Below are 21,492 nucleotides of genomic sequence, written 5' to 3'. Positions count from 1 at the left end.
ACGTGGTTTCCTCTCAACTCAAGCGGACAGGCGCAGGCATCGCGCGGTGGCGTTTTGCGCGCGGGCCTCGGCGAGGCGGGCGAAATCGACGGTAGCCACGACGAGACGCGGCGCTGCCTGCGGCGCAATCGCGAGGATCGCGCCGTTGGGGTCGATGGCGAGGCTCTCGCCATCGTGGCGGACCGGGTGGCCCAGCACGGTCTCGGTGCCGTAGCGTGCAGCCGTCAGCGCATAGACCGCGTTGGCGCGGGCGTGGGTGCGCAATTCACTGGCAAAAAGTCCCTCCGGGTCGGAGGGAGCCGGGCCGCCGACCATGACCGCTATGAGGTCCGCGCCGGCCTTTGCCGCGGCGCGCCAGCATTCGGGGAAGCGGCGGTCGTAGCAGATCAGTGTCGCCACCCGAATCGGGCCGACCTCGACCGCGCCTATAATGGCGGGGCCGGGGGCGAAATGGTCGGCTTCGCCGAACGCGTCGGCCGGATTGGCCGGCGGAAGATGTATCTTTCCCGCAACCCGCTCTACCGAACCATCGGCGCGCGCCAGCGCGGCAGCATTCAGCGGCAGGCCGTTCGGTCCCGTCAATGCCATGCCGAACAGCACGGCAACGCCGTTGCTGCGCGCGGCGGTCGCCATGCGGGTGGCCGTGCGGCCTTCGATCGTTTCGGCGCGGTGAGACCAGCGCCCCGGATCTTCGCCGGCCACATAGGCCTGCGCGAACAGTTCCGGCAGCACGACCAGCGTGGCCCCGGCTTGGGCAGCCGCCTTTATGCCGGCTTCGGCCTCCATCCACAAAGGCAAGGGGTCCTCGTCCGCAGGCCCGATGGAGACCGCGGCAACTTTGGGCAAGGCCATCATGGCGGGCTATCCGGCTTCCTGCTCGGCGAAGGCACGTTCGACTTCGTCGGCCAGCAGTTCGGTGAACATGTCGCGATAGGCGTGGTAGCGCGGATCCCGGCTCTGGCGCGGACGCGGCAGATCGATCGGCACGATGGTCTTCACCTGTCCTGGACGGGCGGTGAAGACCACCACACGGTCGGCCAGCGAGATGGCCTCGTCGATCGAGTGGGTGACGAGCAGCACGCAAGCGCCGCTGTCACGCCAGATCTGCAGCAGAAAGTCTTGCATGCGCGAGCGGGTCTGCACGTCGAGCGCTGCAAACGGCTCGTCCATCATCAGTACCTTGGGCCGCATGGCGAGCGCCCGGGCGCAGGCAGCGCGCTGGCGCATGCCGCCCGAGAGTTCGTCCGGCTTCTTGTCCAGCATGTCGCCAAGGCCGACGCGCTTGAGCATCTCGATCGCGATCTCGCGCCGCCGGACCGGCTGCTCATGCTGAATGGCAAGGCCGAAGGCCACATTGTCGGCGATGGTCAGCCAGGGAAAAAGCGAGGCTTCCTGGAAGATCAGGCCACGCTCGGCGGAGGGTTCCGTGACCGGCTCGCCATCGCAGAAGATGGCGCCCCCCGACACATCCTCCAGGCCCGCGATCATGTAGAGCAGAGTGGACTTGCCGCAACCGGACGGGCCGAGCAGCACGATGAATTCGCCGGGCGCGACATCGAAGGTAAGGTTGCTCAGAGCTTGCACCGGGGCGCGGCCCTCGGGTGTCCATCTCTTCGACACCGAGCGGATGGAAATGGCGGGACGCGAACTCATCGCGATGCTCCCTGGTTCGGGGCGACCCACCACAGCATCTTGCGCTGCACCTGTCGCAATCCCCAGTCGGAGAGAAAACCGAGCACGCCGATGATACCCATGGTGAAAAAGACCAGCCGGGCATTGAAGGTGGAGCGGGCCATCGAGGTGATCTGCCCGAGGCCGGTGCCGACGCCCACGGTCTCTGCGATCAGCACCACCATCCACGCGGCGAAGAGATTGAGCCGCAGAGTCATGAACAGGCTGGGCAGTATCGACGGTAGAATGACGCGCCAGAACGTCTGGCGGCGCGTCGCGCCCATGATACGGGCGACGTGGATGTAGTTCTTCGGCACGCTCTCGATCTGCGCGCCTGTGGACAGCACGATGGCGAAGAACACCGTGATGAACACCAGGAACACCGCCGGCACGTCGCCGATACCGAACACGAAGATGGCGACCGGCAACCACGCGACCGGCGAGATCGGTGCCAGCAGCAGGATCGTTGGCAGCAGCAGATTGCGAGCCGGCTTAATGTAGTGGATCGTCGCACCGACGGCGACGCCGCAGATGAAGCCCAGCGTCAGCCCGATGACAACGCGCAACGTTGTCGAGCCCATGGTCAACAGCAGCGCAAGCACGCCGCCGCCGCTCGCCACGCTGCCGATGCGGTTCGACCGATCGAAATATTGCAGCGTGCCGGGGATGTCAGAGAGAAAAAGATGCGGCGGCGGCAATAGCAGCGGGTTCGCATAGCCCAGCGCCCAGAGCAGTTCCCATATCCCGGCGAACAACCCGATGGAGACGAAGCCCCAACCTAATGTCGCGAAGCGTCGCCGCCAGGCGGGTGACAGCACCAGACCTACCTTCCGCTCCGGCTCAGCGGGGCTGAGGGATGCGGGGTCGACATCAGCGCTCATGGTCATGGCGTCCTTCCGACATCTCGCGCGACGCTGCGATCGGCCAGGCGCGGACGCCCGGCCGATGGGATGGCTCGTCAGGCCGACTTCAGCTTCAGGCCGTCATAAAGCGGCTTGTTCTCGGCGATCACGGCTTCGAGCAGGCTCCAGTTGAAGGCCCCCTTGTCCGGCAGTTTCTTGACGTAGCCGAGATCCTTCATGGACTGGCCGCGATCGATGATGAACTGCGTTTGGTTGCGCTGGTCGACCACGATCGGCTGCTTGGAGGAGGCGTCGATCGCTGCTTCCATGGTCGTCTTGTAGTATTTTCCGACGGTGTCCTTGAGCGCTGCCGTCTTGTCGGCTTCGGCTTGAGACTGGGCGACGAACAGTGCCTTTATCACCGCTTTCACGGCGGCCGGGTTGCTCTCAAGCAGCGGGGTGCGGACGGCAAGCACGCAATCCGAGTAGCCCTTGCCGTAGACGTCGGTGCCGTCGGAGAGCACGGTGGCGCCTTCGCGACCTATGACGCACTGGGAAGCGTAGGGCTCGATGTGGCAGATCGCATCGATGGCGCCGGCCATGAACGCCTGTGCAAGCTCCGGAGAGGTGTCGAGATATTTGATCTGCACATCGTTGAAGGAAAGTCCGGCCTTCTTCAGGTAGTCGTAAGGCAGGACTTCGAGCGTATCGGCCTGGAAGGTGCCGAAGGTCTTACCCTTGAGATCGGCGGCGGATTTGATGCCTTCCTTGGCGACAATGATGCAGCCTTCGACGCCGCCGCCCGCGATGATCTTCACCGGTGCGCCAGCGTCGTACAGCGTCATGAAGTTGGAATAGGGAATCATCGACATGTCGACGAGGCCCGCACCGAACATGGTGGTGATTTCGGTGTTCGACGGCGTCACCACGAATTCGAGATCGACACCGTCGGCCTTGGTGAGTTCCCGCTCCTTGGCGAGAAACATGCCCATGTTGCAGAAGCCGGAGCCGTGCGTCGCCTTGATGGTGGTGCCCGCGGCATGCGCCCTGCTGGGCGACAGCAACGCCGCAAGGGCCGGTGGCAGGGCGATGGTCGCTGCGGCACCGGCGACGGTCGATTTCAGGAAGTTGCGGCGCGAGAAATTGCGAAAGAAGGTCCCGTCACGATCGCACATGATCCCCTCCGGATCTTGAGAAGCGATGTGACCCCATCTGCTCAGCTCGATCAGTGTCGATCTGGCGGATCATGCCGATACAGCACGTATGCCGACACCAGCGAGATCCGCGAATGGGATCACGATGATGGGCACGCCAACCCGGGAGAGCATCTTCGCCCTGCGCTATCCTTCATGCCACGGCAAAACAACCGAGTTACAACTTCTAAATACACTACAACGTATTTAAACAGTTCACGATGGACAGACTAGTCGTCGAAATATCGTAATTTAATGGTGAATCTTAACATTCTAATAGGCGCCCTCTATTTCTATCCTTGCACATAGCATCCCGCAAATCACTGCGGCTTGGTTACCCATGGGCACGGCGGAGAGCGTCAGCAATATTTCGATCAGGCGAGTAAAAGCGCTGATTTTGCGCGGCGCAAGCATTTTTTGCGTCGTGAATACAATTTAGTCCAAGCGATTATGAAACATGCATACTATGATTATAATTCATGCGCTCCGAGCGATCCGAGCCTCAGGATTGCGTTGTGCTTTCGCGACCTCGACACCGCGGCGGAACATAGGACGATACCGAAGAAGCGAGCACCCCAAGGCGCATGCGTTCGGGGGCGCCTGGTTAAGGGCGCGCACCTCGTCATTGGTGTGGGTGAGGATAATGCGGCTGCGGTCAGGCACGGCCTGCTGGGCGCGCTCCCAACGGTCGATCCGTTCGCCGCGCGCCTGTTCCCGCGCTTGCCGGTTTCGATCTGCGACACGAAGGCATGCGCGATGCCGGCTTTCTCAGCGAGCGACTTGGCGGACAGGCCGGGACGCCGCGCCAAACGCGGATGGCATTCACGCCGGCCACAGGGCGGTCGACCAAACGCCTTAACGCAGGTGACTTCGTCGGCCCAGCCATCGCGCCCGCCCCGCCCGGTCTCTCGGCACGACCTTGAGCAGTCCATCAGCTACTCCAGAGCTCGCCAAGGCAGGCCAAACCGCCGTGGGCAAACAAAAGCGCCCCGAAGGGCGTCTGCTAGCATCTGATTTTAATGGGAAAATTTGGAGCGGGCGATGGGATTCGAACCCACGACCCCAACCTTGGCAAGCAATAAACTACGACGCAGCCTAGATACGCTTTATTCCTCTCTAGTACAACAGAGTCCGCTCGTGTCCGAATCTGGGTCGGGCACGAAAATTGGACTTGGCGAAACCCGGTCGAATTGCCGATAATTTCCTGAGAAAGCAGGGACGGTAACCGGTCAGCAACCCGAGAAAATAGGCAGCGCAGCGACCGCCTATCAAGCGGCCTCCTGCAGACTCATCACCTTCTGTAGTTCGGCGAGAATCCCTGCGTGATGCTGAGCAAGGTGCCGGACGATACGAGCGTTACCCAGTAAGCGATTCACGTAGCCGATAGCCTGGACCAGATCGAGTTGGTCGGCCCCATACGCTTGCTCGACGAGTTTGAATTGCCGATCGAGATTTTCCGACTCGCGCTGCATCACCGAGATCTGTTCATCGGTCAGTCCGCGCCTACGCCGCTGCCGGCCTTCGGCAAGCTGGTCCTCCGGCGTTGACGCGACAAGCGACCGGGCATAACCGGTGGAATAGCGGTTCATAGTGATCATGGACTGCGCCGCTTCGATCTGGCGCATCGGCTTCAGGAAACGGAGCTCGGTGAAAACGCTGAGCGGTACATGCTTGTCCCGTAGCAACTCGGCAGTCTCCGGGCAGATGCCGACGAGCAGGTTCCGCTTCATCCTGATATTCGCGATATTAACATTGAGGGCGCGAGCTAGCCGTTCCTCGGGTACGCCCTTGCGGATGGCATTCAGGATCATCTTATGCTCCTGAATGATCGCAATCCGGCTGACGCGCTTGTTATATGTAAATGCCTCATCGTCGAGCGCGATCAGGCAGACGACCTCCGTTTCGCCCCGGGCCCTGAGGATGTCTAGACGTAGGTGGCCATCGAGGAGATGAAACTGCTCCTTGTCGGCGCTGTCGCGAACGACTACCGGCGGCTCGATGATCCCGACCTCTGCAATTGAGGCGGCGATTTGGGCATATTTAACGGACCTGCGAACCGTCTCCGAAACATTGCGCAGCGGCATGATGACGTTGATGGGGATTCGCAGACTGGCTTCCTCAAAACCAAGCTTTACCGACGTCACGGGACGCTTTGTCGTCATCCCCTTCTCTCCTGGGACTGAGTTAGGCGCGTCGCGATCCGTTCCGGCATGCTCATCAGCGCCTCGTCTTCTAGTATCCCCATGAAGGTGTCGTCGCGAGAAAGCCGCCGAAAGGCTTCGACAATCAACACCAAACGGTCCTTTGAACCATTTGCTCGCCGGATCATGTCGCGTTTGCGCTCGGCGTCCTCCTCATACGTCCTCAACAATTCTGCAGTAGATAAACGCTTCGTTGCGGACGATTTCTGCGCGTCGAGTTCCTTGCCTCGGCGACGACGGGTCTCGACCAGCTTCTTAGCGGCGAGCAGGCGTTTGCCGCGGAGAAGGCCCTTATCGTAGGCGTCCTGCAACGCTCGCTGCACGCTGTGGTCGTCAGCTTCCGCGATCTCCAAGGCGACGCTGAGGGGGATGGTGCGGGATTCGACTGAACGTAAAAGGCGTTGCTCACCTTGTTCCAATAGGCGGGCCACACCGTACACATAGTCGTATGACAGGCCGGTTTTCCGAGCGATGTCCGTTACCGAATGGCCGCGCTCGCGCATCAGGCCGATGTCCTGCAGGAGGTCGATGGCGCGGTGCTGACGGCGAGCACAGTTCTCGACCAAACTCGCGATCAAACAGTCCTCTGTGTCAGCGCTAACGACAAGTGCCGGAACTTCCTGCTGGCCGAGTGCTTGATACGCCTCGAGCCGGCCCTGCCCACACACGAGATCGTAGAATGGCCCACCAGCCTCGACCCGCCTTGTAACGGTGATAGGCCGTTTCAACCCGATCTTCGCAATGTTCTCGACTATCTCCCGAAACACCCGCTTATTGCGGAGGCGGGGATTGAGGACGTTGATCCGTTCAATGGGGACCCATTCGACCCTTTGTGCGGGCCGCGGATTCATCACGCGGCCCTCGGGAACGGTTGCCGGGCAGCCATTCCGTAAAAGGTATCGGGGGTATCGAAGCGATACGCATCGAGCGACAAGCCGTTATGCTCGCTTAGCCTAAGTACGGCCGTTCGCATATCGAGCCTCGGCAAGAGATAGTAGTCGCGGGGAACCATGTTGTTCTCGTCCATTCGGACTGCAACGGTCAGGTCAGGCTTCAGAGCGGTGTCGAGCCGCAGCTTCCATCGCAGCGATCCGGCCGACGTCCGTAAACACCGCACGATAATGATGGAGGCCGTGAACTCCTCATTGATCGTGAGTATGTCCGTGAGTGGATTCCGAATGACGATCCCGCCAGCCAATCGCAAGCCAGCGAGCACCTCATCCACAAGGGCCGGGTGCAGCGAGCGCAGCTTCCGATTGATCTCGAGGTAACGGTAGTCCCGGGCGGGCGAAAACCCAGCTAGGGCGTAGGCTCGGATTAACCCACCGAATCGGCACCTATAGGAACTACTCGACGGCGCGCCTTCCATCTCATCAATGATGAGCCCGGATAGCATGCCGTTGCGCTCAAGGATCGATCGCAGAATCTCTAGCATTGCCTCATCGCTGAGGTGCTGTGCCCGCGATGCGATGATCGCCTGAGCCTTGTCGAACGTTTCCGGGTCGACAACCCGTGGGAACGCATTGTCAGCACGGATCCAATCTTCAGGCTTATTGGATACGTGCCGGTCCTTCAGCTTGAAGGAGGTACGTGCCCAGACGTTGTTCCCAATGTATTTTTCGTTGGTCAGAAGCTGATGAACTGTCCCTCGCGTCCAGGGTCGACCAAGATCTGAGAGCACCCCCTGACCATTCAGAAAGTCCGCGATCTGCTGCTCGCTTTGGCCATCGACGAATAGCCGATAAACCTGCTGAACAAATTTCACTTCCGCCGGTGGCCCTAGCACAAGGATCACGCGATCGGTTGCGATGCTTTTCTGCTGTCCGTGCTTAAGCTCCGTCTTAGCCTCACCATGCTGATCGACAAGAAGGCGGCGCAGACCGAAACCGGCCGCTCCGCCTTGGCGGTAGCCGAGCCTGATTAAGTTTGCCTGCCCTGCGAACCCCTTGACCGATAATTCACGGCTGTATTCCCCGGCCATCGCGCGTTTGACGGTTTTGATGATCGAGGAGCCGATGCTGCCATCATTCTCGAACTGCTCCGCGCAATAATGGACCGCGATGCCGGCCCGTCGACACCGAAGCTCGTGGCTGGCGGCTTCGTCTGTATCTTGCCACCGCCCTAGCCGGCTTACGTCATAGACGAGCAAAGCTCGAAAGTCGGCCTGACCGTGCTCTATGTCATACAGCAACTGCTTTAAAGCAGGGCGCCCTCCAACCGTGAGACCACTTCTTCCCTCGTCTGCGTAGGTTCGCACGATGCGGAAGCCGCGTTGTTCAGCATATAGACGAACTGCTAAAGTCTGATTATCTGTGGAATATTGCTGGTGTTCGGTCGACATGCGGACATATTCAGCAGCGGGTATCCCCAGCGGCTCGGCCGATGGGATTTGATCGTTGCCGTTGTTCCAGTTGATGACCATCGCCGGCCTCGTTGGCTCGGCGGCACAAGCCGCATTTCAGCATTACCCCGGAAGGAGCAGGAGAATGCTTCCCAAGAGCGGTAGAAAACTTCCGAATGCAAACCGGGTCCCCTCAGAGGCCGAATATATAGCGCAGATTAGCAGCGCGCTTCGGCACGATCTCGGAGGAACTGGAGTTGCCGTAAAGACCATCATGCGCTGGACAGGCGCAAGTGAGAGGAGCGCACGAACGTGGATGAACGGGACAGGGAGCCCAAGCGGCTACCATCTCCTCCGCCTCGCTCGCGAGTGCGACGCTGTCTTTGAGGTTATTGTCGATCTCACCAGCCACCCAGATGCTAAGCTAGGCGTCGATTTACATGCTGCGGAAGTGGCAATAGCGAGGGCGATGGGAGCCTTTGAGAATCTCAAACGCCAAAGGTCCACATCAGGCAGGGGACATCGCCGAATGTGACTTAGGGCAGCGCCGCCAGCGTTCGGCGAGACTAAAAGACGGAAGTCGGGTCTAATCCTCGGCACCCTACGTACCTCAGTACGCTTGGATTCCCTGCGCTACCCAGTATCCAAGTTTTTCATGGGGCGGGGCGGCTACGCGTGCGTGGGCGCGTGCGGGACCCCTCCCGGTTCCTGGCACATCATTAGGGCGGCGGCACACAGTCAGTGCCGGCACCGGCGTCATCGCCAATCATGCGGGCGATATGGGCTAAGATTGCCGACCAGATCTAGCTGGCTTCACCACACGGTTATGGATTTCAATCTGATGCCAATCCAAAAAGAGTCTGGCGCGGCCAAAGCCGGAAAGCGGATTAAAGCCAACGAACCACTGCCTGCCCGGCTTAAGGGGCTCAGCCGCACAACGCGCTTCCTGACTGATGGAGACCCGTCCGATTACACATGGGTTGGGGTTGAGCCATTTCTTACCCAAGAGCAGAAGTCGCGAGCTGAGGCGATTATCGCTCTATCGCCTATTCTTCTGGCAATAATTGACGGTAACCCCAGCAACGTGGATCGCCGCGTGCGACTCGATCGCGGTTTGAATGCGCTTATCGGGGTTCCACTTAGTCGAGGCCGCAAGTATAAGGACCAATTATCACATATTGAACGCGAACTCGCGCGAACATACTTCCTGAATATTTTTGGCTTCAATGGCACCAAACTCGCGTACGGAACGCTTTGCCGCCAAGCACTTCAACAAGCGAATGCCCTTCAGGACTTGGCCGAAGATCAAGTTGCGGATCGCATCAAAACGCTTCGGCGCCGGTTCGAACGCAACATGGAGCGGTTGCTCATTGAAGCCGCCTTGAGTTTCGAAGCCGAGCACATTGTCCGCCAAAACGGGAAAGCCAAAATCCTAAATGTTTTGAGTGAGCTAGGCGTCGCTGTTGCATAGGGGCGCATATGGGCGATTTGCGCCTCTGGAACCGCGCTCAAGCATGTTTACTCAGGGGTCTCCGCAAAATTGGAGGCTTCTATGCCGAACACATCCACTTCCCCCGAAGGTTTACTGACCCTCGCCCAGGCAGCAGAGGCGCTTGGCGTTCATCTGTGGGCCATTCGCCGGGCCGTGAAGCGCGGCTCCATACCGAGCTACACCCCGTTCAACAGTCGCCGGTTGGTACGTCTATCCGAGGTCCTGTCATTCATCGACGCCTCCAAAGTGGAGGGCGCATGATGGATAAGCTCTTTGACAAAGCCGCGCTGCACGCGGCAAGCGTGAAAGCCGCTGACTTCCTCCGCCATTTTTGCGCTGGTAACGATATCCACTGTGTCGCAATCGGCCCCGATTGGGACATTAATCCGAAGACATTCAACCAAGATCAACATGATCATTTGGTTGAATGGATCAACAGCCACCAAAATCGCTGCAATATTTACTTTCAGGTCAATAGACTAAAGCAGGGCATCAGGAATCGGAAGGCCAAAAAGTCCGACATCGAAGCGGCGCGCGCGCTGCATGTCGACGTCGATGACACGAACGCTTTGGGGCGCATCCTCAACTTTCCGATCAAGCCGACCGTCATTGTGCATTCGGGTGGCGGGTTCCAAGCATTCTGGCTGCTTCGGGAACCGGTGTCCGATCTAGCAGCGGTGGAAGATATCAATCGACTTATCGCTGAGCAGTTAGGCGGCGATCATTGCCACAACATCGATAGAATTATGCGCGTACCTTGGACGATTAACGTTCCAAATGCGAAGAAACGAGGGATGGGCCGAGTGCCCGTGATGGCCAAAATTGTCGCAACTGAATGGGAGCTAAGATACGGGCTGGAGGATTTAGCCGCATTGCTCAATATAGCCGCGGCACCGCTCACCGTAATCCACCAAGCCGCAACCATAGGACATATTGTTCCTATGAGCCTCGCCGATCTTCATGCGGATCTTACAGAACATCTTCGTACGTTAATCCTGACCGGGGATGATGCAGAGCGACCGCGCGGCAGCGCAAAAGCACGGTATCCGTCGCGCAGCGAGGCAGTATTCTATGTTTCGTGCGGAATGGCGCGGGCAGGATACTCTGCTGAAACTATAGCAGGCATTCTGTCAAACCCGGGCTACGGTATTTCGCAGTCGATCCTCGAAAAGCGAAGCCCTCAGACATACGCGTTAAAGCAAGCCCTCGCGGGATTGGCGGCGGTAAATGACGGCTGGCCCGACGCAGATAAGGCCGGACGCCCGCGCGCAACGATGCGCAATGCTATGGTCGCGATACGCCGCCTAGACCTGCAATGTCAGTTCGACGCATTTAGGCAGCGCAAAACATTGATGGGGCACGTGCTCGAAGAGCATCAAGGTGAGATAAGCGATGACGCCGTTTCGGTAATTCGCAATCTGGTGATTGACCGCTTCGATTTCGATCCTAGAGCAGACCATGTACGGGATGCGATCACAGGCCTATGCCTGGAGAACACATTTCACCCAATTCGGGAGATGCTAGATGCGCTCTCCTGGGATGGAAAAGATCGCCTCGATACCTGGATGAACAGGTACCTCGGCGCCCCGGACACGCCGCTGAATACGGCTGTGGGACGCATCCTCCTTGTCGCAGCCGTGCGCCGCATTCGGCAGCCCGGGGTCAAGTTCGATCAGATCATCGTTCTTGAAGGGCGGCAGGGCTCGGGGAAGTCGACATCGATCCGCATCCTTGCGGGCGAGGGCAACCACTCCGATCAGGAAATCCTTTCGCTCGATGCCAAGGCGCAAATCGAGCTGCTTGACGGCGTCTGGTTCTATGAACTTGGCGAAGTCGAGGGGATGAACAAGGCTGAGGTCAACAAGATCAAAGCCTTCGCGTCTCGCCAGATCGACAAGGCGCGAATGGCCTACGGATATTTTGCTGTAATCCGACCTCGACAGGCCGTCTTTATTGGCACGACCAATGAAGACAAATATCTCCGCGACCAGACGGGAAACCGTCGATTCTGGCCCGTAAAAACCGGCGAAATTGACCTCGTCGCTCTGCATGAGGACCGGGACCAGCTGTTGGCCGAGGCCGCTTATCGCGAGCGGCAGGGCGAATCCATCGAGTTGCCGTCCGATCTGTGGGAGGCCGCCGCGGTTGAGCAAGAGGCTCGGCTGGAAGAGGATCCCTGGCTGCCGATGTTGGAAGGACTTAACGGGGTGGCCGCTGGTGAGGAAGCGCGTCTCTATACCGATGATCTGCTCTCCACGAACCTCGGAATTCAGAGAGACCGCCAGACCCAAGCACACACCAAACGGCTTTCGCTGCTGCTCCAAAACTTGGGCTGGAAGCGGGACAAGTTCAAAGTTGGCGGGCGAACAGTGCGAGGCTTTTCTCGCCCGAAAAGAACCGACCACGCCGACGACAAGCGCTTGGCAATTTAACCCGGTGGCATGGTGGCATGGGTGGCGCGGCCACGGTGAGGCCCGCCGCGCCGGCCCAATGTCATCCTGGGCGGCGTAGGGCGGCGGGCGCTGCCACTGCGGTGGGCCACCCGTGCCACCGTGCCACCGCTGCGATTTCAACCCGGTCGACGCGGGAATCTGAATAGCCACGAACCCCGCCACCGCGGGGCTCGACACACCTAAGCATCTCGCGGTTACGCAACAGGTTACGTCGGGAACGCTCTCCCGCTCGCCGGCGATACCTTAGCGATTAATTGTGCCGGTTACGTCGGCGTGTTTTGGTTTTGCTTTTTCATTGTGCTCGGTGATCGCTATGGACTTCTCAGTTACCCTGACAAAACGAACGCGCAAGCGGAAGCTCATCTCGGGAGCCGTCGCACTTCAAGACCGCTACGTGCTGAACTACCGGGAGCCCAAAACAGGGCAGCGTCGCCAGATGTTCTTCGAGCGGAAGAAGGACGCCGAGGCAAAGCAGCGGGAGCTGCTGGCCAAGGTCGCCGACGGAACCCACGTCGATGAGCGCACCGTTCCGACGGTCGCGGCCGCGCTAGATCACTGGCTCGCCGACAAAGCCGGGAAGGTGAAGCCGTCCACGCTCGCCGGGTATAAGGTCGTCGCACATCTCATCTGCGGGCCTCTGCTCGAGGGCAGCCGACGCGAACGGCATGACTTCACCGAGACGGGCGTCAAGCCCAAGGGCGCCAAGTTCCTCCGGCTCCTGGGCGACGTGAAGACCAACGAGCTGACGACGGCGGAGATACGTGCCTGGCACCGCACTATCGTCGAACAGTGCGGAAACTACAGCGCCAACCGGGCGAAGTCGCATCTCCAATCGGTTCTCGCGCTTACGGAGGAGGATTTTGGGGTGCGTGCGCCGTCGATGCCGACCGGCCTTACCCGTCAGCGCCACAAGCCCAAGAAGACCATTCTTACGTCGCAGGACATCCGCACTCTGATCAAGGCCGCGCGTGACGACTTGGAGCACGGCGTCTACTACGCCTTCCCCTTCTTGGCAGGTACGCGTCCCAGCGAACAGTTGGGCCTGCTGTGGAGCGATGTCGATTTCGAGAACGGCATCGTCCATATCCGCCGCGTGCAGGAGCGCGACGGCTCCCTGACTGACATGACAAAGACGGAGGCGGGAACGCGGGAAATCCCCATGGGTGCCACGCTGCGCGAAATGCTGCTGGCCTGGCGCCTTCGCTGCCCTCGGAACGGGAAAGAGCTCTATCGGGTGTTTCCCGGCCCTGGCCGACTGCAGCCTTGGCCGCTGCCCCGCCTCGGTGGCGGTGGCGCCCTGCTCTACCAAAACTTCCGTAAGCGCTATTGGGTGCCGGCCTTCGAGGCGCTCGGCCTGCCCTACGTCACGCCGCATTCGGCACGGCACTCCTTCATCTCCACCTTGCAGGCCCAAGGCATCGAGGTTGGTTTGGTGGCGCAGATTGCCGGCCATGCAAATCCCAACGTGACGCTCGGCCATTACACCCAGGCCGTTCGCGGCGGATCGGCCGCCATTGCCGCGCTGGAGCAGGTCTATGGTTAAGTTGTTGGCACCTGTTATCGCATTGATACTATTGCAAATAATTGTGTGGGGCGTGCAGGCGTGCTGTGATTTTCTGTTCGAAGTGGGAGAATCTCATGCGCTACCTCGCCGTCACCGACAACGCTACCGGCGCCACCGTCCTCATGACACCTGAGGAGGTCGAGGCACTTACCGCCATCGACGCCGATGAGATAGCCTGGGCAATAGAAGAGTGCGGCGTGTGTAACTCCCTCGATCACACGATCCTCGACACCCGCTCGGAACAAGAAATCCTCGCGGTCGGGTGATCCGTCTGCCTTCGTGGCTGCGAGCTGCGGGAGGGCGCCACCGGCGCCCACCGTGGCCCGAAGCTATGTGTGTAGCTGCGCACCCACTGACAGCGGCGGGCGTACGGTCCCATGGCTACGGTGCGCCCTGCTGCTGGGCATAGGCCCCCCGGCGGCGCGGAATGGCTCATACCCCCTTCGACGGGTCCCCTGCCCATGCCTGTCGGGGAATTCCGGCCCTCCGACATATTTCGGGAGTATCTGCCCCACTCGGCGCCGAACGGACGGTCAAGGGCTGTGATACCTTTCATGCAACCTTAGGACACTGGGACGGCATCCACTGCGCGTGAGATTGTCTAGCGTCAATCGACCCGATACTCGACCGAGGTTCCAGCGATCCCGATGACAGTCAGGCTGCGGCCCTCAATGCTCACACTCTCACCGGGCCGCAGCGCGAATTCGAGAGGTCGTGCCGCCGTCGCATAGCTCGTTGTCGGGCGCGGCCCGACATAGGTGTAGGACGTCGACGTCGCGTTGCCCGATACCGGCGTGCCGCCGACCATGCCAGATACCCGCGTCTCCGAGGTCTGCGGGATCATCATCGGGGTCTGGTTCATCGTCGTGGCGTTGCTCTCGACAGTGATGTCGGAGCGCTCGAAGACCGCCCGCCCGTCCTGGTTGCCCAGGTAGCGGACGCTGACTTTTCCGGCGTTGGTGGTGCGGCCGAATATGTCGGCCTGCCCGAATGCATTTGGCAGTGGCTTGGTAATGCGGAAATCCATCACTGTGTCGCCGGGCCCGGCCATTCGGGCGGCACCGGCGCTTATTCCGCTCAGCTCGACCTTCTTGTCGATCGGCGAGCACGCCCCGACCGTCACTGCCAGAATTGAAACCATTGCCATCGAGCGCATTTTTCACCTATCGGATTGAAATGATGCAATAAATCACGCGGTATCGGCACCGACAATTATCCGCGTCCACTGGCGGCATCGCCTTCCAGCTCGACAAGTAGTTGCGCCAGCGGGTCGGAGGGTGGGGAACTGACGGGGTAGCCGCGTACGAAGTCGCTGGGCCAACGGTTGCATGCTGCGCGGCCCGCCTTCACGAGTGATGGAGGGCTCGACGGGTGAAGCAGCAGGAGAAACACGACGTGAGCGGTTCTGAACGCCCATAGGTCGGCATCGGGTGCGACACCGCGGAGCCGCGCGGCACAATCTTGGATGAAGGCCTCTCGCTCGACGCGCGGAAAGTGCTGATAGACCAGGAGCGACTTTCCCGCAGCGTAGAAGGTGGCAACTTCGTCGAGGTAGAGGAATTTGGACGAGCCCTTACGGCCTTTGCGCAATGCCACTTCGAGGCCGTTGTCCGGATCGAAGAAGATTAGCTCGGCGGTAGCCAGCGCTGACTGGCACGCAGCCATATAGGCCGAACGGCCGAGTAGGTCGTCGCTCATCGCTGCGTTGAAATAGGTCGCGCCGGGGACAGCCTCGCTCGCCTCGATAGACCCCAGCCGGCGCCGGTCCGGCTCGGCGGCCACATGGGCCAGCATGTCGAATAGATCCGGATCGAAAGCCCGATAGCGCTCGGGTTGCTGCAAATAGGCAAGCTTGCCGCCATCGGCGCGCCCATCCGGGGCGGTTAGCATCCAGCACACGCCCATCCGGTTCGTACCGCTCGCTGCTAGGGCGCGCAGCAGCGCGTATTTCCGATAGTCGCTGATGTCGCCGACGTACTGTTCTTTCATGCATCGCCGCTCCGGAACCGAACCGAGCGACAGGCATATCGAAATACCCCGATTTGGGGTATCCGAAATTCGGGTTTCTTTGGCGTGCTGGCTCACACGCTGGCGAACCCGTGGCTTCGATATATCTCGAACAATATCAGGCGATCATTGCGCGGCTGGTCCAGGCCCGGAAGGATGCCGGCCTTACGCAGGTCGAACTAGCTGAGCGTCTCGGCCAACGGCAGACGTTCGTCTCAAAGTACGAGCTGGGTGAGCGCCGGCTCGACGTGGCAGAGTTCATCGAAATCTGCAAAGCGATTGGCGTGGAGCCGGCGCAACTGCTGACAAGCTAATAGCCACAAGCGCCAGAAGTGGACCTTGCCAAGTGCGGGTCTGAACGTCCGGCATGGGGCCGTCTCCGGACGGTCCGCTTCTGGTGAGCTGAAGGCAGTAAGTTGCTGTCTTAGATTTGCCGAAGGGGGCAAAGATTGTCTGGTCCGCTTCCCACCCCCTTGTTAACATTTGAAATGCTTACGGCCCCACGGGCCGTGGAGCCGCTGTCCGCAATCGAGGCGAGTTCACCCACTCGCCAAGTTTTATGTTCTGGAAAGCGAACAATGAGCGTGTCCAACTTCGCGCGTGCTGACTACAGCTTGTCGAACACAGACCCCATGCGCGGACTGAAGAGGCGATCGTAAGTCTTAAGCAGGAAACTATCGGTCATGCCTGCTACATGATCGCAGATCACACGCACATCACTATTCGAACGCTCAAACTCAGCATATGCGTCGGCAGGCAATAGAGCTTTTGGATCTGATACTAAGGCTTCAAAGACGGATATCACCATCTTCTGTCCCTTGAATTCTAGGTGCTGAACTTCCGCGCTCTTAATGACTTTGTCCACGATCAGCGCCTGAAGTGCGTTCAGGAAGTCCCGCTGGGGAGCGGAAAGGGCCGCGCGGAATCTTAGGAGCGGATCATCAAATTGTTTGAGCTCAATTATCTCGATATTTGTTATGAAGTGGTGGACCAATCTGCTGATATAGTGTTTACGCCTCTTACCTTCGCCAAAAAGGCTACAAAAAAATGTTTCGTAGACGTTATTTTGACTTTCGCTCGGGTACTTTTGCTTCAGGGCGTTTAAAAAGATCCCGCTCTTTGCTTCGGTGACGGCCGTACGGAAATCACGCTCAGTCACCAAGCCCATTGCGATCGCGTCCTCCAAGTCGTGTACGCCATACGCGATGTCATCGGCCACATCCATAATACTGCAGTCGAACGATTTGTGCCGCGGCGTTGCGTGCTTTATCTTTCCGTCCTCATCCTTCATAGGTGGTTCGAAAGCCGTGAATTTATCACGGTCCAACTGACTAAGCGGTTGCAGAATCCAGTCGACAACATCCCGCTCGCATTCCAAGTAGCATTTGGGCGGCTTACAGCTTTCCCTATCGATCACGCGTATTGATTGCGGCACTTGGTCCATCTTCGGGACACGTTCGCGGTTGGCTCCTTCCTTGTAGCTGACAGGATATTTTAGGACGCCAAGCAGCGTCCGCCTCGTCAGATCGGCACCGTGATCTTCGGAGAAATTTTCCAGACGCGACAGTATACGAAGTGTATGGCCATTCCCTTCAAACCCTCCATGATCTCGCATGCAGTAGTTAAGAGCAACTTCTCCACCGTGGCCAAATGGCGGATGGCCAAGGTCGTGCGCAAACCCAATTGACTGAATCAGGCTGACGGATGGTAGATGTGGATGTGCAGGATGATCCTTGAATATCCCGAGTTGTCTTACAATGCTATTGGCGATTTGGGCGACTTCTAGCGAATGGGTTAAACGTGTTCGGTAGAAGTCACTGTCGCCCAGATTTAATGTTTGTGTCTTGCCTTGCAGTCTCCGAAATGAACCCGAGTGCACAATGCGAGCATAATCAACATCGAACGGGGTTCGTGCGTCTTCGGGGTGTTGCCTCCAGCCGCTTTTTCTATCGTCCCAATTGGTCATAGCCCCTCACTTTCGGGAAATGATGTAGAAGGTTTGTTCCTTAAGAAAGCAAGAAACAAAAGCGATCTCAAGCCGTTGCTGCTTCAGGTCGAAGTTGAGGGTAACGCCGGCCCTACGATAATTGACTTGCTTCGTGCGATCATCATACTCGACGTCGTCGCCTTGGGAAGGGTAACAACCGGCGCCGGGTCGCTTGACCGTCGTCACCGATGCGGAACGACAGGAAAGGCTCATGACGCCAACGCCGCCGGATCCGATCGATTATAAGCTCATCGGCCTAGCCGAAGATGGCGGAATCGGCGACCTGCTCGCCGGACTCGATCAAAAGCAGGGACGGGTTCGCCTGCAGGCGCTGATCTCCGAATGGCTGCGCATGGAGAATCTGGTCGTCCTGACCGGCTCAGGCACATCGGTCTCGGCAGGCGGCAAGACCATGGCCAATCTCGAGACGGCAGTCTTCGACACCATCGAGGCGATGGCCGATCTGCCTGCCTCGATCGCGCCGATCCTCAAAGCTCGCCGGCTCAACGTCCAACTTGCCGATCTCCTAGGCGAGCCGATCGGGTTTGAGGTCTGGCTGTCCTTCGTGGCAAATGCCTTAGCGATCGCCGAAAATGCTATCGGCCCGTTCGGCGCCGTCGCCTGGCCAAGCACGCCGGCCCCGACCAAGGATGACCTCAAATGGTTCGTCGACCGCCTGCGCATCGCGATCTTCGCCGAATGCGCGCTGTCACTGCCCGATAGCGCGCTGGCGACCACCGCGGACAAGATCGCCCCCCAGCTGGCCTTCCTCTCCAAGCTGGTCGCGCGTGACAGCAATCTCGGGCGCACGCACCTCTTCACGCTTAACTATGACACACTGTTCGAACAGGCACTCGAACTTCTAGGTGTGCAATATTTCGATGGCTTCACTGGCCGCGCCGCCGCGCGCTTCGACCCATCAGTCTACGGCCTCGACATTTACTATCCCGGCGAAGTTGCCGAAGGACGCGTACGCCGCTTCGACAAGTTCCTTCATTTCTACAAGTTGCACGGCTCCATCCACTGGTTCGAGCAAGGCCTCGAGATGCGCGCCCGCCATCCCGACCTTGCGCCGTATCGCGCATATGCCAGCATGACCGCAGGGCAGAAGGCCGCAGCGCTTGTCCCGCTAGCCCAGAACGCTCGATCGGTCGGAATTCTGCCCACTGCCAACAAATTCGCGCAAACTCTGGCCATGCCCTATGCGCACCTCTTCCGATCGTTTCAGGTACGGCTCGGCATCCCCCAGACCTTCCTGCTCGTCCTTGGCTACGGGTTCGGCGACGATCATGTGTCGCGGATCATAGAGAACGCGCTTATGAACCCATCGCTCATCATGCTGGTGGTCGAACCTAATCCCAATAGCCCGGTGATTGCGCGCATCCTCCGCTACAAGGATCTCGGTAAGCGCGCCTTCGTGCTGTGCCCGACCGAGGCTGGCTTCGCCCTCGAGCCCTTTGCTCGGGCGACATTCGACGATTTCGCCCGCACGGTGATGCCGGACGTTCAGTGGCTCGACGATTTCCTGCGCCTTCGCCGCTTCGAAAAGCAGATCGCTTTGTCCGCCACGCCTGCAGCCACGCCGAATGACGCGGATGGATAATCCGCGCCTCATCGGCCACATTGTCTCGGTCCAGGGCTTTCGGGTGAAGGTCGAGCTGCTACCGGAAACCCGCTCGGCGCTACGTGCGACGGTCGACGGCGTTCAGGCCGCAATCGCGATCAATGCTTATTTGACCTTTGCGCTGGGCGCCGGCGAAACGGTGATGGGCATCATCACCGATCTCGAAGCGCGTGAGACTTTTGATCCTGGCAGCGGCGACGATCTCAGTCTCGAACTAATGAGGCCACGCCGGGTTGCGAGCGTCCAGCTGCTCGGCACGATCGAGCATAATGACGACGAGCCCTCCTTCAGCCCGGGCATCTCGATTTTGCCGACGCTCGACACGCCGGCGGAGATCGGCTCGCCCGACATTCTGCGCGCCGTCTTCGAGATTCCGCCGCGGCGCAACAAACCCGAGGGTTATGAAGAGAAAGACTTCGACTGCGATCTCAAGATTGGTTTCCCGACTGGGCAGTCGCGCAATGTCGTGCGCGCCTCCTATAACGATCTCTTCTCGCGGCCGCTCGCTATCGTCGGCAATACCGGTTCGGGCAAATCCTTCTCGGTCTCCAGCCTCATCCAGAAGGCGATGAAGGCGCTCAACGGCGCGCGCGAGGAGCCGCACGTCTTCATCCTGGATATCAATGGCGAATACGCTAAGGCCTTCCCGGCCGCCGAACCCGAACAGCGGCTGCCCGATCGCATCTACCTCAACGGCAAAGAATTTGCCCTGCCGCTGTGGTTTCTCAACGCCGAGGAGATCTGTGCCTGGCTCAGCGCGTCAGAACAGACCCAAGAGCCGGTGCTCAAGGATTGGTGGGCGATCGCTAAGGGCGGCAATGCGACCGCGGCCGCGAGCATGGGCGCGTTCCAGAACGCCATGAGCGCGCTCGATCAGCTGCTGACTGAACTGACCAAGATCAAAAAGAAGGCCGCCGGCTCCTATTGTGACGCGGTCACCGGCCATCTCGCCGGGTCAGGGATCGACACCACGGCCTTCACCGCTCTGTTCACCGGACATCGCCCGGCTAACGACTACAACACCGAGGTGATGAACAATCAGGCAGCGATCGCAGCGGCAGCCGAGGCGCTTAGGGACGCGATCCGTGCGAAGATCGTCGGCGGCAGTGGCGAGGCCGAGGCTGGTGCACGCACCGCCGATTCCCCGCTGCCGATCGCGCGAGCGACGCTGACCGATCCATCGCTAATAAACCGCGCGGTTTCCAAAGAGGATACATTCCGGGTCGATGCGCATCTGACGACCTTAAAGCTGCGCCTGAAGACGCGGCTCGATGACAAGCGTTGGCGCGCCTTCCTCAATTATGAGGACGCTGCCACCAAGGTCGAAACGCTATCGTCCTGGTTTTCCCGGCTTGGCCTTGGCGCCAACGCCGGGCCCAAGGTCTCGGTGCTTGACCTGTCGATGCTGAGCAATGAGGTATTGCCCTATGCCTGCGCAGTCATTGGCCGAATCCTGCTTGAGGCGCGTGAGCGATTGCCTGCGGCCTCGCGCTACAAGCATCCGTGGGTCCTGGTTCTCGAAGAGGCGCACAATTATGCCCGCCCGGCGCGGTCGGACGAGGATCGTGGTCATCGCCTGGCGCGGCTCACCTATGAGCGGATCGCCAAGGAAGGCCGCAAGTTCGGGCTGTCGTTGATCATCGCCAGCCAGCGGCCGAGCGAGATAAGCCAAACCATCATCAGCCAATGCGCCAATTTCATCAGCCACCGGCTGCAGAACCCCGACGACATCGACCATTTCCGCCGCATCATCCCGATGCAGGCGCGGCGGCTGCTCGACCAGGTGACGATCCTCGCTTCAGGCGAGGCAATCGTGTTCGGTAGCGCCTTTCACATCCCTACGCGGGTGCAATTTGATCGGCCAGATCCGGGACCATACAGCCAAACTGCCGCGCCATATCATGAGTGGCGCAAAGAGGCGTCGGCCTTCCCGCTCAGCAAAGTCATAGAGGCTTGGGGCGCCTAAAGTGTATGCACTTGCGACCCTCCGCCCGTTCCTCTTCTAGCGAGACGCACGCCTTCGCCACTCGATAGTGGCAAGACCGGTTTCCACCCGATATCCCTTCGTCAGGGGCAGGCTGAACGAATGGCAGCTTTTGGGATCAGGGTTTCCACCG

The 21,492-nt window shown here is 59.7% G+C and carries 18 protein-coding genes; 8 read left to right on the top strand and 10 right to left on the bottom strand.

Translation table 11 applies throughout. The annotated features are described in order from the left end of the window. Positions 1-18: 18 nt before the first annotated feature. The 7 genes from EV667_RS16665 to EV667_RS16630 form a co-directional block, all read right to left on the bottom strand. A complete protein-coding gene (locus EV667_RS16665; RefSeq protein WP_131836820.1) occupies positions 19-852 on the bottom strand; it encodes a carbon-nitrogen hydrolase family protein in 834 nt (277 codons plus the stop codon). Between the two features lie 9 nt (positions 853-861). After that, the gene (locus EV667_RS16660) at positions 862-1,653 is read right to left on the bottom strand and encodes an ABC transporter ATP-binding protein (protein ID WP_131836478.1); all 792 of its coding nucleotides are present in this window, start codon (positions 1,651-1,653) and stop codon (positions 862-864) included. After that, positions 1,650-2,558 carry an ABC transporter permease gene (locus EV667_RS16655; RefSeq protein ID WP_131836477.1) on the bottom strand — a complete coding sequence of 303 codons (909 nt, stop codon included), beginning with the start codon at positions 2,556-2,558 and terminating at the stop codon, positions 1,650-1,652. Before EV667_RS16655 ends, EV667_RS16660 begins: the two co-directional genes overlap by 4 nt. A gap of 71 nt (positions 2,559-2,629) precedes the next feature. Then, the gene (locus tag EV667_RS16650; RefSeq protein WP_131836476.1) at positions 2,630-3,688 is read right to left on the bottom strand and encodes an ABC transporter substrate-binding protein; all 1,059 of its coding nucleotides are present in this window, start codon (positions 3,686-3,688) and stop codon (positions 2,630-2,632) included. A 1,286-nt stretch (positions 3,689-4,974) separates the two neighbouring features. Next, entirely contained in the window at positions 4,975-5,868 is an 894-nt protein-coding gene (locus EV667_RS16640; RefSeq protein WP_131836475.1) for a plasmid partitioning protein RepB C-terminal domain-containing protein, read from the bottom strand. After that, positions 5,865-6,758: a plasmid partitioning protein RepB C-terminal domain-containing protein gene (locus EV667_RS16635; RefSeq protein WP_131836474.1), complete on the bottom strand. Its 894-nt coding sequence runs from the start codon at positions 6,756-6,758 to the stop codon at positions 5,865-5,867. The genes EV667_RS16640 and EV667_RS16635 overlap by 4 nt, the downstream gene beginning before the upstream one ends. Then, a complete protein-coding gene (locus tag EV667_RS16630; protein ID WP_131836473.1) occupies positions 6,758-8,329 on the bottom strand; it encodes a recombinase family protein in 1,572 nt (523 codons plus the stop codon). The genes EV667_RS16635 and EV667_RS16630 overlap by 1 nt, the downstream gene beginning before the upstream one ends. Positions 8,330-9,074: 745 nt before the next feature. On the opposite strand from EV667_RS16630, the gene EV667_RS16625 reads away from it, so the two are divergent. The 5 genes from EV667_RS16625 (at position 9,075) to EV667_RS16605 (ending at position 14,023) form a co-directional block, all read left to right on the top strand. Next, complete coding sequence (locus EV667_RS16625) at positions 9,075-9,719, top strand: hypothetical protein (RefSeq protein ID WP_131836472.1); 645 nt, start codon at positions 9,075-9,077, stop codon at positions 9,717-9,719. A gap of 81 nt (positions 9,720-9,800) precedes the next feature. Then, a complete protein-coding gene (locus tag EV667_RS16620; RefSeq protein ID WP_131836471.1) occupies positions 9,801-10,001 on the top strand; it encodes a helix-turn-helix transcriptional regulator in 201 nt (66 codons plus the stop codon). Next, the gene (locus EV667_RS16615; RefSeq protein ID WP_131836470.1) at positions 9,998-12,172 is read left to right on the top strand and encodes a VapE domain-containing protein; all 2,175 of its coding nucleotides are present in this window, start codon (positions 9,998-10,000) and stop codon (positions 12,170-12,172) included. The genes EV667_RS16620 and EV667_RS16615 overlap by 4 nt, the downstream gene beginning before the upstream one ends. 334 nt (positions 12,173-12,506) lie before the next feature. Further along, positions 12,507-13,736, top strand: a complete 1,230-nt coding sequence (locus tag EV667_RS16610; RefSeq protein WP_131836469.1) for a tyrosine-type recombinase/integrase — start codon at positions 12,507-12,509, stop codon at positions 13,734-13,736. 95 nt (positions 13,737-13,831) lie between these two features. Then, a complete protein-coding gene (locus EV667_RS16605) occupies positions 13,832-14,023 on the top strand; it encodes a hypothetical protein (RefSeq protein ID WP_131836468.1) in 192 nt (63 codons plus the stop codon). A 341-nt stretch (positions 14,024-14,364) separates the two neighbouring features. On the opposite strand, the gene EV667_RS16600 is transcribed toward EV667_RS16605, so the two are convergent. Both EV667_RS16600 and EV667_RS16595 read right to left on the bottom strand, forming a co-directional pair. Then, complete coding sequence (locus tag EV667_RS16600; protein WP_131836467.1) at positions 14,365-14,913, bottom strand: hypothetical protein; 549 nt, start codon at positions 14,911-14,913, stop codon at positions 14,365-14,367. A 56-nt stretch (positions 14,914-14,969) separates the two neighbouring features. Continuing rightward, positions 14,970-15,746: a hypothetical protein gene (locus EV667_RS16595; protein WP_131836466.1), complete on the bottom strand. Its 777-nt coding sequence runs from the start codon at positions 15,744-15,746 to the stop codon at positions 14,970-14,972. Positions 15,747-15,856: 110 nt separating this feature from the next. Here EV667_RS16595 and EV667_RS16590 point away from each other — a divergent pair, with 110 nt between their 5' ends. Beyond that, positions 15,857-16,078: a helix-turn-helix domain-containing protein gene (locus EV667_RS16590; protein ID WP_131836465.1), complete on the top strand. Its 222-nt coding sequence runs from the start codon at positions 15,857-15,859 to the stop codon at positions 16,076-16,078. A gap of 293 nt (positions 16,079-16,371) precedes the next feature. On the opposite strand, the gene EV667_RS16585 is transcribed toward EV667_RS16590, so the two are convergent. Continuing rightward, positions 16,372-17,730 carry an anti-phage deoxyguanosine triphosphatase gene (locus EV667_RS16585; RefSeq protein WP_131836464.1) on the bottom strand — a complete coding sequence of 453 codons (1,359 nt, stop codon included), beginning with the start codon at positions 17,728-17,730 and terminating at the stop codon, positions 16,372-16,374. A gap of 193 nt (positions 17,731-17,923) precedes the next feature. On the opposite strand from EV667_RS16585, the gene EV667_RS16580 reads away from it, so the two are divergent. Both EV667_RS16580 and EV667_RS16575 read left to right on the top strand, forming a co-directional pair. Then, a complete protein-coding gene (locus EV667_RS16580) occupies positions 17,924-19,354 on the top strand; it encodes an SIR2 family protein (protein WP_245516212.1) in 1,431 nt (476 codons plus the stop codon). Beyond that, complete coding sequence (locus EV667_RS16575) at positions 19,347-21,341, top strand: ATP-binding protein (protein WP_131836463.1); 1,995 nt, start codon at positions 19,347-19,349, stop codon at positions 21,339-21,341. Before EV667_RS16580 ends, EV667_RS16575 begins: the two co-directional genes overlap by 8 nt. Positions 21,342-21,492 lie beyond the last annotated feature (151 nt).

This window comes from Ancylobacter aquaticus, from assembly GCF_004339465.1.
Classification (GTDB): Bacteria; Pseudomonadota; Alphaproteobacteria; order Rhizobiales; family Xanthobacteraceae; genus Ancylobacter; species Ancylobacter aquaticus.
The sequence above is the reverse complement of the archived record's forward strand: the minus strand, read 5'-3'. Positions and strand labels throughout refer to the sequence as shown.